The following is a 13,112-nucleotide window of genomic DNA, read 5'->3' on the forward strand; positions in this document are numbered from 1 at the left end:
ACTATAAAATGAATACACTTGAAACAACGGAGACAAAGGACGCTAAGACAACAGCTGTGACGACCCAAATTAGTGGTTCTAAAGCAGTCTTAGAGGCCTTAATCCACGAGGGAGTGGATACCGTATTCGGGTATCCAGGCGGTGCTATTATGCCGATTTATGATGCATTGTATGATTACAATGATCAGTTGAAGCATATTTTGGTACGACATGAGCAGGGAGGAATTCATGCTGCACAAGGTTATGCGCGTACATCTGGACGTGTTGGTGTAGCATTTGCAACCAGTGGACCTGGTGCTACCAATCTGGTTACCGGATTGGCAGATGCCATGATTGACAGTAACCCTATTGTCTGCATTACAGGTCAGGTATTTGCTTCACTATTGGGAACTGATGCATTCCAGGAAACTGATGTCGTCAATATCACTACTCCTGTCACTAAATGGAACTATCAGGTAACTGATGCAACCGAGATTCCAAGTGTATTGGCTAAAGCATTCTATATTGCACGTACTGGACGTCCAGGACCTGTATTAATCGATATCACAAAAAATGCGCAGATTCAACTCTTCGATTACGAAGGTTATGAACCTTGCAACCATATCCGCAGTTACCGTCCTGCTCCAATAGTTCGAAAAGAATATGTGGAACAGGCTGCTAAGGTGATTAATGAAGCAAAGAAACCTTTCGTTTTATTTGGCCAGGGTATCATCCTAGGAAAAGCTGAGGAAGAATTTAGAGCATTCCTTGAAAAGAGTGGATTCCCTGCAGCTACTACCGTAATGGGCTTAAGTGCATTGGAAACAGACCACCCACAACATGTTGGTATGTTGGGTATGCATGGTAATTATGCACCAAACGTTATGACCAATGAATGTGATGTATTAATCGCTATAGGTATGCGTTTCGATGACCGTGTAACTGGTCGATTGGATAAATACGCGAAACAGGCAAAAGTAATCCATTTGGATATTGACCCTGCAGAAATCGATAAAAACGTTAAAACGACAGTTCCTGTTTGGGGTGACTGTAAAGAGACTCTTCCTTTATTAACAGAGTTATTGGAAGTTAAAGATCACTCGGCATGGTTGCAACAATTCCGTGAATTGGAAAAAGAAGAAATTAAGGAAGTCATCCACGATGAACTAAACCCTACTTCTGACATTATGACCATGGGTGAGGTTATCAAGGTCTTAAATGAGCTAACTGGGGGGGATGCAGTTATCGTTACGGATGTTGGTCAGCACCAAATGATCACTTGTAGATACGCAAAGTTCAACCAATCTAAATCCAACGTAACATCTGGTGGATTAGGAACTATGGGATTTGGATTACCAGCTGCTATTGGAGCTTGGTATGGTGCCCCTGAACGTGATGTAGTCGCTATCATCGGAGATGGTGGAATACAGATGACCATCCAAGAATTGGGTACTATCATGCAGTTTGGAGCGAAAGTGAAGATATTAATCCTGAACAATGAGTTCTTAGGTATGGTGAGACAATGGCAGCAATTGTTTAACGACAAGCGTTATTCCTTTGTCAATATCACCAGTCCTGACTTCGTAGCAGTGGCTAAAGGTTACTACATTGAAGGAAATAAAATCTCTGCACGTGAGGAATTAAGAGACGCCCTAAAGACCATGTTAGATCATGACAAATCCTATCTATTAGAAGTTATGGTAGGCAAGGAAAACAACGTTTTCCCAATGGTTGCTCAAGGAACAAGTGTTTCAGAAATAAGATTGAAATAAGAAATGGAAAAGCAAGAATATACTGTAACCCTATATACTGAAAACTCCATCGGGATGATTGGACGCATCTCAGGGATATTCTCCAGACGTAAGATCAACATCGAGAGCCTAAATACATCACCTTCTGAGGTGGAAGGTATTCACCGCTTTACGATTTTAATTACGGAGTCTGAGGAAGTGGTTCGTAAATTATGTCGTCAGATCGAGAAACAGGTTGAAGTTTTGAAAGCATACTACAACACCAATGATGAACTGATCTGGCAAGAGCAAGCACTTTATAAAGTTCCTGCTGATATCATTGCTGAAAAAGCATATGTTGAACGTTTATTGCGTCAATACGGTGCGAATGTAGTGGTGATTAGAAATGATTATATTGTATTCGAAACGGCTGGTCATAGAGAGGAGATTGATCGTTTAACAGAAGAATTAGGCAAATATAAGCTTATTGAATTTGTTCGCGGTGCCCGTATCGCTATCATTAAAGATAGCGCAGGTTTCCACTCGAAACTGAAACAGTTTGAGCAGGAAGAGCCTTCGGAAGAAGTGGTAGGCAATGAATACCTCGATCAGCAGGATAAGGTTTTCACCATGTAAGCTTTAAACAATAGAATTCCATGCAGATAACACAAGTCACTCCTATTTTCCGCATTTTTGATTATGCCAAAGCCATCGAGTTTTACGTCGATTGGCTAGGTTTCAAGATCGATTGGGAACACCGTTTTGAGGATCATTCGCCTATTTATATGCAAGTATCCAAAGATGGCATGACCTTGCATTTAAGTGAGCATCATGGTGATGCAACACCAGGAGCAAGAACCTATGTAATTTGCACGGATCTAAAAGCTTACCACGAAGAACTGAGTAGAAAAAACTATAAATACAATAGACCGGGCTACGAAAAGACATTCTATGGGACCTATGCAGTTCAGGTAACTGATCCCTTTGGAAACAACATCACCTTTAACGAGCCAATTCAACAAAAGGAGGATTAATATGGATCATGTTTTTAAATTCATTATTGACAGCCGTCAAGCATTCATCAAACTTCTGGATACTTTGACCTTAGATCAACTTAATGAGATACCAGTTGGTTTCAACAACAACATCATCTGGAACTTCGGACATATCGTTGTCAGTACACAGACACTTATTTACACGCGTACAGGGGTTCGCGAAGGAGTGAACTGGGTGAAATATGTGGACTCTTATGCTAAAGGAACTAAACCGGCATACTTCGTAAAACAAGAAGAAGTTGACGAGTTAAAAAAGATTGCTATTGAAAGTATCGAAGCTATCCAAGCAGACTATAAAGAGGGTGTTTTTGATATCATTACCCCTTATGAGACTGGCACATACTTCGCAACTTTAAATTCCATAGAAGACGTATTAGTGACCACAAGTGGACATGACAATATGCACTTCGGCTATGCTGTAGCTCAAAAACGTATAATCAACAATCAATAAATAACACAATTCTGAAAAGAAAATATTAAAAAGAAAGTATAACAATGGCAAATTATTTCAACACATTACCTCTTAGAGAGCAATTAGATCAATTAGGTGTAGCAGAATTTATGAACTCCACAGAATTTGCTGATGGCGTAGATGCTTTAAAAGGTAAAAAAATCGTAATCGTAGGTTGTGGTGCACAAGGCTTAAACCAAGGTTTGAACTTAAGAGACAGCGGGCTGGATGTATCTTACGCTTTACGTAAAGAAGCTATTGAACAAAAAAGAGATTCTTGGAAAAATGCAACGGACAATAACTTCAACGTAGGTACTTACGAGGAGTTAATTCCAACTGCAGACTTGGTGATCAACTTAACACCAGATAAACAACATACTTCAGTAATCAATGCAGTTATGCCATTGATGAAAGAAGGAGCTTCCCTATCCTACTCACATGGTTTCAACATCGTAGAGGAAGGTATGCAAATCCGTCCGGATATTACAGTAATCATGGTAGCTCCAAAATGTCCAGGTTCAGAAGTACGTGCTGAATACTTAAGAGGATTTGGTGTTCCGACCCTTATTGCTGTTCACCCGGAGAATGATCCTCAAGGTAAAGGATGGCCAGAAGCTAAAGCTTACTGTGTAGGAACAGGTGGTCACCGTGCTGGGGTATTGAAATCATCTTTTGTAGCAGAAGTAAAATCTGACTTAATGGGTGAGCAAACTATCCTATGTGGTTTATTGCAAACTGGTTCTATCCTTTCTTTTGACAAGATGGTAGAAAAAGGAATTGACGCAGGTTATGCTTCAAAACTAGTTCAATATGGTGTAGAAGTGATCACCGAAGCTTTAAAGCATGGTGGTGTAAGCGGTATGATGGATCGTTTAAGCAACCCAGCTAAAGTGAAAGCTTTTGAATTATCAGAAGAATTGAAAGATATCATGCGTCCATTGTTCCAAAAGCACCAAGATGATATCATGTCAGGACATTTCTCCAAGACAATGATGGAAGACTGGGCAAATGGTGACTCAAACCTATTGAAATGGCGTGCAGAAACTGGTGAAACTGCATTTGAGAAAACACCAGCAGGGGATGTTAAAATCTCAGAACAAGAGTATTTCGACAATTATGTTTTGATGTCTGCATTTATTCGTGCAGGTGTTGAATTAGCATTCGAGACGATGGTTGAGGCTGGTATTAAACCAGAATCAGCATACTACGAATCACTTCACGAAACACCATTAATCGCAAATACAATTGCTCGTAAAAAATTATTTGAAATGAACCGTGTTATTTCGGATACTGCAGAGTACGGATGTTACTTATTCGACCAGGCATGTAAACCATTATTAGCGGATTTCATGAAAAAGATCGATACTGATGTGGTAGGAAAAAATTACAATGAGGGAAAAGATGCTGCGGTAGACAACGTAAAATTGGTTCAGATTAACGAAAAACTACGTAATCACGAAGTTGAGGTAGTGGGTAGAAAGTTGCGTAAAGCAATGACTGCTATGAAGGCTATCAAAACTGTTTAATTTTTCGTAAATTAGAAGATGATTTCTAGGGTAAAATTATGATTCTCGTAATTTTACCCTTTTGAAATAACAAACCAAGTATCGTAAGAGAGAGAAATGGGAAAAACATTAGTAGAAAAAATTTGGGACGCACATGTCGTCAAGAGTCAAGAAGGGTTTCCAGATATGTTATATATCGACACCCATTTGATTCACGAAGTGACTTCCCCACAAGCCTTTGATGGACTACGCAAGCGTGGATTACCGGTATTCCGCCCACAACAAACCGTAGCCACTGCTGACCACAATGTCCCAACATTGAATCAGCATTTACCAATCAAAGAAGAGCTATCGCGCTATCAAGTGGATATGCTAACAAAAAACTGTAAAGAATTTGGCATTGAGCTCTATGGTTTGGGACACCCATACCAAGGGATAGTGCATGTCATCGGTCCTGAATTGGGCATTACCCAACCTGGTAAAACGATGGTATGTGGAGATAGCCATACCTCGACTCATGGAGCATTTGGAGCCATTGCCTTTGGTATTGGTACTTCCCAAGTGGAGCAGGTATTTGCTACCCAATGTTTATTATTGCAGAAACCTAAAACCATGAAGATTGAAGTCAATGGTGAATTGGGTAAAGGCGTTGGTGCAAAGGATATCATCCTTTACATCATTTCTAAGATTTCTGCAGCCGGAGGTACAGGTTACTTTGTGGAGTATGCTGGTTCTGCAATTCGTTCTTTAAGCATGGAAGGTCGTATGACCATCTGTAATATGAGTATTGAAATGGGTGCTCGTGGTGGCTTAATTGCTCCTGATGAGACTACTTTTGAATATGTAAAAGGACGCGAATTTGCTCCTAAAGATGAAGAATGGGACAAGGCATTGAGCTATTGGAAAACATTGTATTCAGATGATGATGCGCAATTTGATGCTGTATTGACATATGATGCAGCTGACATTCAGCCAATGATCACCTATGGTACCAACCCTGGAATGGGTATAGGTATTACGGAAGCAATTCCAACTACAGCATCACAACCGGAGAACGAAAAACCATCTTACCAAAAAGCTTTAGACTACATGGGCTTCCATGATGGAGACCAAGTAATTGGTAAACCAGTAGATTATGTATTCATCGGAAGTTGTACCAATTCACGTATTGAAGACCTTCGTCAGGTTGCTGAGTTTGTAAAAGGAAAACACAAGGCGGATAATGTAGAAGTATGGATAGTACCAGGCTCTAAACAAGTAGAGGCACAAGCTAAATCGGAAGGTATTGATAAAGTATTTGAAGAGGCTGGCTTTATGTTGCGCGAACCGGGATGTTCAGCTTGTCTTGGTATGAACGAAGATAAGATTCCGGCTGGTAAATACTGTGTATCCACCTCCAATAGAAACTTTGAAGGCAGACAAGGACCGAATGCCCGCACCATGTTGGTAAGTCCATTGACCGCCGCTGCAGCTGCAGTAACTGGTAAAATAGTGGATGTTAGGGAACTTGTATAAAAGATAAATTATCGTCCTTGTTGCTGATATCAATATGATTTTAGAAGTCGCTATCTTACATATCAAATCAGGATTATCTCTTGAATTTGAAAAAGCTTTCGACCATGCGAAATCTATTATTCAAGCACAAAAAGGCTTTATCGATCTTCAACTGAAAAAGTGTATCGAAGCAGAAGACAAGTATATCCTCTTGGTCAATTGGGAGACCATCGAAGACCATAACATTGGATTTAGGACCTCTTTAGCTTATCAAGATTGGAAGACTCTTCTACATCATTTTTATGATCCTTTTCCGGTTGTTGAGCATTATCAATAATCTTTAACTCCTACTGTTAACAATAAAAAGTAGCATGAAAAAATTTGAAAAAATAAGCTCTACGGTAGTACCATTACCAATAGAGAACATAGATACCGATCAAATCATTCCAGCACGTTTCTTGAAGGCAACGACACGTGAAGGATTTGGTGATAACTTATTTCGCGATTGGCGCTTTGACAGTGACAATCAGCCAAAGTCTGACTTCGTAATGAATAACCCAACATTCCATGGAAAAATCTTGGTAGCTGGGAAGAACTTTGGCTGTGGCTCCTCACGTGAACACGCTGCTTGGGCGATTCAAGATTATGGTTTTGATGTAGTGATCAGTTCATTCTTTGCAGATATCTTTAAAGGAAATGCTTTAAACAATGGGGTATTGCCAATTACAGTTCCTGAGGAATTCTTAGAAAAAATCTTTGAACAGGTTTATGAAGATCCCAATGCTGAAATTCTAGTGGATCTAGAAAAACAGACTGTTACGATTGCTAAGACTGGAGATTCCTACGAATTTGAGATCAATCCTTACAAGAAATCTTGCTTGATAAATGGTTATGATGATATCGACTTCATCCTAAGCCACAAAGCAGAGATTGAAACTTTTGAACAAAATAGAGCCAACTAAAATAACATGTCGATTCGAGTCCATATCGATCAATTGAACTTAGCATATGCTGGAAAAAGCATCTTGCAAGATCTTTCATGGACTATCCTACCTAGTGAAAACTACCTATTGGCAGGAAAAAGTGGATCAGGCAAAACATCATTGGCAAAAATTATTGCTGGACATTTGAAAACTGCTGGACAGGTACATATTCAATATGACCCATCCAGTAGTCTGCCAGCAAAAACCACCTACATCTCGAATTGGTATCAATTCACCAACCTAGAAGGAGATCGTAATTTCTATTACCAACAACGTTATAATCGCCATCAAGGTCAAGACACCCTCACTGTCCGTGCAGAGTTAGAACACTTTGCCAAACAGGAAAATCTTGATTTAGCTTCTATTCAACAGAAGTTAGTAGACTTTGGTTATGAGGGGGTATTGGATGCGCAATTGATAGAGCTTTCCAGTGGTGAACATAAGAAATTACAATTGGTCAAGGGCTTGTGGTTGAAACCACAATTCTTAATCATTGATGAGCCTTATACTGGCTTAGATAAGCAATCTAGACTTGTATTAAACCAATGGTTGGACGAATTAGCAAATGATGGTGTTCAATTATTGTTAATCAGTGATGATAAGCATTTGCCTAATTGCATTAACCGCTACGCACATATTGTAGATGGTAAGTTAGTGCAGGAAAGCAACCAAGATGACTTGAGCAAAGATGCTGTTCGAGCAAAAAAGAATCTACCAGAATTCCTTAAAGCCATACCTGAAACCGACTATGATACTATGGTGAAGATGAATCAGGTTCGTGTTCGATATGGTGAGAAAGAGGTATTAAAAGGAATTGACTGGGAAGTAAAGGTGGGCGAGAAATGGTTATTACAAGGGCCAAATGGTTCTGGAAAGTCGACCCTATTGAGTTTGATCAATGGAGATCATCCACAATCCTATGGATTGGACATTACGCTTTTCGGTAGTAAAAGAGGTTCGGGTGAGAGTATCTGGGATATTAAAGAAAAGATAGGTATGGTATCTCCTGAGATGCATTGGTATTTTGACCAACAAGCGACGGTGTGGCATACATTAGCATCTGGATTTTACGATAGTATCGGTTGGTTTATCGATGTAAAATTCCATGAAAAGAAACAGATTGAAGAGCTTATGGCATTCTTTGATCTAACGGAGCATAAAGATCAACTTCTTTATACCCTTCCACTGGGAAAACAACGCTTGGCTATGTTAGCTAGAAGCATTATCAAAAATCCTCCCCTATTGGTGTTGGATGAACCTTGCCAGGGCTTGGATAGCCAACAGGCAAGTTATTTTAATGATGTGCTGGATGAGCTTTGCCAACATGGCAAAACCCTCATTTATGTAGGTCATTATGAAAGTCAATTGCCAAGTTGCATTGACCATAGAATTGAATTATCGCATGGCGAAGTGAAAGCCATTGAACATAAAGTAGAAAACGTTTTATAATATATGAAGAAGAACATTCTTATAATTCCAGGAGATGGAATTGGACAAGAAGTGACCACCTGGGGTAAGCAGGTATTAAGCCGTATTGCTGAGAAATACAATCATGAGTTTGTATTTGACGAAGCTATTATGGGGCATACAGCCATTGAGGCAACCGGCAACCCTCTTCCTGATGAAACATTAGAAAAAGCAAAAGCATCTGATGCAATCCTTTTTGGTGCTATCGGCCATGCTAAATATGACAATGACCCTTCTGCAAAGGTACGCCCGGAGCAAGGTTTGTTGAAAATACGTAAAGAACTGGGCCTATATGCTAATTTACGCCCTATCCTTCTCTTCGATGAGCTATTAGACGCTTCCAGTTTAAAACCTGAAGTATTAAGAGGAACAGATATTCTTTTCTTCCGCGAACTTACTGGGGATGTTTATTTCGGTGAGAAAAACCGCAATGAAGACAACACATTTGCTTCCGATTTAATGAACTACCACCGTTACGAGGTAGAGCGAATCACTCGTAAAGCGTATGATGCCGCTAGAACCCGTAATAAGAAACTGTGTTCTGTAGATAAAGCCAATGTGTTAGAAACCTCAAGGCTATGGCGTGAAGTGGTGCAAGAGATCGCTAAAGAATTTCCAGATGTAGAAACAGAGCACATGTTCATTGACAATGCTGCTATGCAATTAGTGAAGAATCCAAAGAAATTTGATGTGGTTTTAACTGCCAATCTATTTGGTGACATCCTAACGGATGAGGCTTCTCAGATTGCAGGTTCTATGGGTATGTTGGCATCAGCTTCCATTGGTGATGGCACAGGTTTCTTTGAACCTATTCACGGTTCTGCACATGATATCGCAGGACAAAACAAAGCAAATCCTTTAGCATCAATTCTTTCAGCAGCATTAATGTTGGATATAGCCTTTGGCTTGCAAGACGAAGCCAAAGAGGTGACCAATGCTGTTGCAGAAACCCTAAAAGCAGGCTGGAGAACCGGCGATATTGCCAATGCGGATACAGCTAGTGATAAAATACTTGGAACCGAAGAAATGGGTGCCAAAGTATTAGAATTCTTAAAGTAAATTAACCAAGGTATAAACATAAAATAGATTGCCATGTTACACGATCCTAATCATTTATACATATTCGATACCACCCTACGCGATGGTGAACAAGTTCCCGGATGTCAATTAACGACTTCTGAGAAGGTAGAAATTGCTAAGGACTTAGAACGTCTAGGCGTAGATATTATTGAGGCTGGCTTTCCTGTATCTAGTCCAGGCGATTTCCAATCGGTTGTGGAGCTTTCTAAAGCTGTAAACGATGTCATGATTTGTGCATTAACCCGTGCAAACAAAAACGATATTGATGTAGCTGCTGAAGCCCTTAAATATGCTAAAAGACCACGTATTCACACTGGAATTGGCTCTTCAGATATGCATATCCAATACAAGTTCAATAGTACACGTGAAGAGATTCTAGAACGTGCTGTTGCAGCTGTAAAACATGCTAAATCTTATGTAGAAGATGTAGAATTCTATGCAGAAGATGCTGGCCGTGCTGACTTACAATTCTTAGCAAAGATGATTGAAGCGGTTATTGGTGCTGGTGCGACTGTCGTAAATATTCCTGATACTAATGGATACTGTCTTCCCGATCAATACGGTGCTAAGATCAAATACTTGAAAGAAAATGTGAAGAATATTGATCAAGCGATTATTTCTGCACATTGCCATAACGACTTGGGCTTAGCAACAGCAAATTCTATTGCAGCCATTCAGAATGGTGCTCGACAAGTAGAGTGTACCATCAATGGTATTGGCGAACGTGCTGGAAATACTTCCTTAGAAGAAGTAGCTATGATTTTAAAAGTACATAACCAAGCATTTGGAAATGTAAGCTCCAATATCGACAGCAAAATGTTCACTTACATTTCCCGTAAGGTAAGTGAAATGATGAACATGCCTGTACAGCCTAACAAAGCTATTGTTGGACGCAATGCTTTTGCACACAGTTCAGGAATCCACCAAGATGGTTTCCTTAAACACCGCGAAAACTACGAGATCATTCGTCCGGAAGATGTAGGCTTAGAAGAAGCAGATATTATCCTAACAGCACGCTCTGGTCGTCATGCCTTAAAACACCATTTAGAGCGCCTAGGTTATCATTTGGACAAGGACAGCTTAGCTGATACTTACCAACGCTTTTTAGTGCTTGCAGATGCTAAAAAAGACATCTGTGACGACGACCTATTGACCCTAGTTGAAAATAATTAAATTAAAAGGCTGGGTATCCAGCCTTTTTAATCTCTAAAATACTTGAAAAACAACAGATGAGTTTGGACCTATCTACCCTAACCATAGACTCTGTACAAGCGAAAGAGCGCATAAAGGACGTAATCACAAGAACGCCTTTACAATACAATATCCATCTCTCTGAGAAGTATAATGCGGAGATTTATCTCAAAAGAGAAGATCTTCAAGTCGTACGTTCTTACAAATTGCGTGGGGCATTTAATAAGATTAGCAGTCTATCGGAGGAAGAACTTTCCAGAGGTGTTGTCTGTGCGAGTGCTGGGAATCACGCTCAAGGAGTTGCGTTATCTTGCAAAAGATTAGACATTAAAGGTGTCATCTTTATGCCCGGTCCTACTCCAAGACAAAAAATCACACAGACAGAAATGTGGGGAAATGGCAATATTGAAATCATCTTAACCGGCGATACTTTTGATGATTGCCAACGTGCAGCATTGGAATACACTTCTCAGAACAACATGACTTTTATTCCACCATTTGACGATCTTAAGGTCATTGAAGGACAAGGTACAGTCGCTGTTGAGATCTTAGAGGATCTGCCAGAGGTTGATGTGGTTTTCATTCCAATTGGTGGAGGAGGATTATCTTCTGGAGTGAGCTATCACCTGAACAAACATGCTCCTAATGTAAAATGCATTGGTGTGGAACCTGAAGGAGCACCTTCTATGCAAGCTGCACTAGAAGCAGGTGGACCAATAGAATTGGCTCATATCAATAAATTTGTAGATGGTGCTGCTGTTAAGAAAGTGGGCAAACTCAATTATGATATTAGTTCGCAGTTATTGGACAGCGTAAAATCCATTCCTGAAGGGAAGATCTGTACCACGATCTTAGAACTTTATAACAAAGATGCTGTTGTTGCAGAACCTGCAGGTGCACTTTCCATAGCCGCTCTTGAATTCCATAAAGAAGAGATTAAGGGAAAGAAAGTCGTTTGTATTGTTTCCGGTGGAAACAATGATATTGACAGAATGAGTGAGATTAAGGAGATGTCTTTGTTATACGAAGGATTCAAACATTATTTCATTGTTCGCTTTCCTCAAAGACCAGGTGCATTACGTCTTTTAGTGACCGAAGTACTTGGCCCAAAAGATGATATCACCCGTTTTGAGTATATCAAAAAAACAGAAAGAGAAAGAGGTCCAGCGTTAATAGGTATTGAATTAAACAATCCAAATGATTATATTTCATTAATAGAACGCTTAAAAGCTTACAAATTTGACTTCATTGAAGTCAATAAAGACCAAACATTATTTGAATATTTGGTTTAAAAACGCAACTAACCCTCCACAATAAAGTAGATGCAATGGCTGACCAAATGGTCGGCCGTTGCTTTTTAAATCTTGAAATTCAAGGCATTCTTTGTTACATTTCAATAAAAAACCTCCCTTTTGTTACACGATAAACTGCTTGCACATCTAAGTACTTTCACCTTTATTTTCAGTGGATTTAACTATAATCATCAATAAGCTAACTTTTTAAGAAGAACATTGTTCATAACAAAGAGATCTGCCATGGAGAATCTTGAAATGCCTGACCTTCATTAAATTTTTTATTGGCTATTTCTTATTTTTAGTACGAAACAATGTAAACACAAATAAAGAACACATGAAAGCACAACTGATTCTCATTTGCTTTTTACTTATTGGCGGACTAGGCTTCGCACAAGAAAAAGCACCAACCCAAAAGGCAAGTCCACCGGACAGCAGCAAAGTAACCACCACAGATGGTGTAACCATCGAAATCAAATATTCTAGTCCCGCATTAAAAGGCCGCCAAATTGGTATTGACGTCGCGCAAGTAGGTCAAAGATGGCGTACCGGTGCGAATGAAACAACCACCATCTCCTTTGACAAAAATGTAACTATCAATGGGGAAAACCTAATGGCTGGAAAATACGGTCTTCATACCATCCCCGGAGAAAATCAAACAGTCATTATCTTCAATAAAACCTGGAAACAGTGGGGAACAAAATACGATGAAAAAGATGATGCTTTACGCTTTATAGTAGACAACGAAACGCGCACTACCTCTCAAGAACGCTTTAAAATAACCGCTGATAAATCCGGAAAGATTCAAATCATCTGGGGTACTTACGGCTTAAGCATGATGGTGAAGGCGGCGAAATAAAAAATAGTAGTTAGTATTTAGTAGTT

Annotated in this window: 13 protein-coding genes; all 13 read left to right on the forward strand. The window is 39.7% G+C overall.

What is annotated here, in order from left to right; translation table 11 throughout:
- Nucleotides 1–8 precede the first annotated feature (8 nt).
- The 13 genes from ilvB to ABD676_RS12140 all read left to right on the forward strand — a co-directional run bounded on the left by ilvB (nucleotide 9) and on the right by ABD676_RS12140 (nucleotide 13,086).
- Nucleotides 9–1,751 carry a biosynthetic-type acetolactate synthase large subunit gene (gene ilvB / locus ABD676_RS12080; RefSeq protein ID WP_344674947.1) on the forward strand — a complete coding sequence of 581 codons (1,743 nt, stop codon included), beginning with the start codon at nucleotides 9–11 and terminating at the stop codon, nucleotides 1,749–1,751.
- Between the two features lie 3 nt (nucleotides 1,752–1,754).
- Nucleotides 1,755–2,345: an acetolactate synthase small subunit gene (gene ilvN, locus ABD676_RS12085; RefSeq protein ID WP_344674948.1), complete on the forward strand. Its 591-nt coding sequence runs from the start codon at nucleotides 1,755–1,757 to the stop codon at nucleotides 2,343–2,345.
- A gap of 20 nt (nucleotides 2,346–2,365) precedes the next feature.
- Nucleotides 2,366–2,743, forward strand: coding sequence for a glyoxalase superfamily protein (locus ABD676_RS12090; RefSeq protein WP_344674949.1), 378 nt, complete (start codon nucleotides 2,366–2,368; stop codon nucleotides 2,741–2,743).
- 1 nt (nucleotide 2,744) lies between these two features.
- Nucleotides 2,745–3,215, forward strand: a complete 471-nt coding sequence (locus tag ABD676_RS12095) for a DinB family protein (protein WP_344674950.1) — start codon at nucleotides 2,745–2,747, stop codon at nucleotides 3,213–3,215.
- 44 nt (nucleotides 3,216–3,259) lie between these two features.
- Nucleotides 3,260–4,741: a ketol-acid reductoisomerase gene (ilvC, locus tag ABD676_RS12100; RefSeq protein WP_344674951.1), complete on the forward strand. Its 1,482-nt coding sequence runs from the start codon at nucleotides 3,260–3,262 to the stop codon at nucleotides 4,739–4,741.
- A gap of 96 nt (nucleotides 4,742–4,837) precedes the next feature.
- Nucleotides 4,838–6,235, forward strand: coding sequence for a 3-isopropylmalate dehydratase large subunit (gene leuC, locus ABD676_RS12105; protein ID WP_344674952.1), 1,398 nt, complete (start codon nucleotides 4,838–4,840; stop codon nucleotides 6,233–6,235).
- A gap of 34 nt (nucleotides 6,236–6,269) precedes the next feature.
- The gene (locus tag ABD676_RS12110) at nucleotides 6,270–6,551 is read left to right on the forward strand and encodes an antibiotic biosynthesis monooxygenase family protein (protein WP_344674953.1); all 282 of its coding nucleotides are present in this window, start codon (nucleotides 6,270–6,272) and stop codon (nucleotides 6,549–6,551) included.
- 34 nt (nucleotides 6,552–6,585) lie between these two features.
- Nucleotides 6,586–7,176 (forward strand): 3-isopropylmalate dehydratase small subunit, encoded by a 591-nt coding sequence (gene leuD / locus ABD676_RS12115; RefSeq protein WP_344674954.1) that lies wholly within the window; start codon nucleotides 6,586–6,588, stop codon nucleotides 7,174–7,176.
- Nucleotides 7,177–7,182: 6 nt separating this feature from the next.
- Complete coding sequence (locus ABD676_RS12120; protein WP_344674955.1) at nucleotides 7,183–8,646, forward strand: ATP-binding cassette domain-containing protein; 1,464 nt, start codon at nucleotides 7,183–7,185, stop codon at nucleotides 8,644–8,646.
- Nucleotides 8,647–8,649: 3 nt separating this feature from the next.
- Complete coding sequence (leuB, locus tag ABD676_RS12125; protein WP_344674956.1) at nucleotides 8,650–9,723, forward strand: 3-isopropylmalate dehydrogenase; 1,074 nt, start codon at nucleotides 8,650–8,652, stop codon at nucleotides 9,721–9,723.
- A gap of 33 nt (nucleotides 9,724–9,756) precedes the next feature.
- Entirely contained in the window at nucleotides 9,757–10,917 is a 1,161-nt protein-coding gene (locus tag ABD676_RS12130) for a 2-isopropylmalate synthase (protein ID WP_344674957.1), read from the forward strand.
- Between the two features lie 56 nt (nucleotides 10,918–10,973).
- A complete protein-coding gene (gene ilvA / locus ABD676_RS12135; protein ID WP_344674958.1) occupies nucleotides 10,974–12,227 on the forward strand; it encodes a threonine ammonia-lyase IlvA in 1,254 nt (417 codons plus the stop codon).
- 337 nt (nucleotides 12,228–12,564) lie between these two features.
- Nucleotides 12,565–13,086 carry a DUF2911 domain-containing protein gene (locus ABD676_RS12140; protein ID WP_344674959.1) on the forward strand — a complete coding sequence of 174 codons (522 nt, stop codon included), beginning with the start codon at nucleotides 12,565–12,567 and terminating at the stop codon, nucleotides 13,084–13,086.
- The last annotated feature ends 26 nt before the right edge of the window (nucleotides 13,087–13,112 follow it).

The organism is Sphingobacterium kyonggiense (genome assembly GCF_039536825.1).
Lineage (GTDB): Bacteria > Bacteroidota > Bacteroidia > Sphingobacteriales > Sphingobacteriaceae > Sphingobacterium > Sphingobacterium kyonggiense.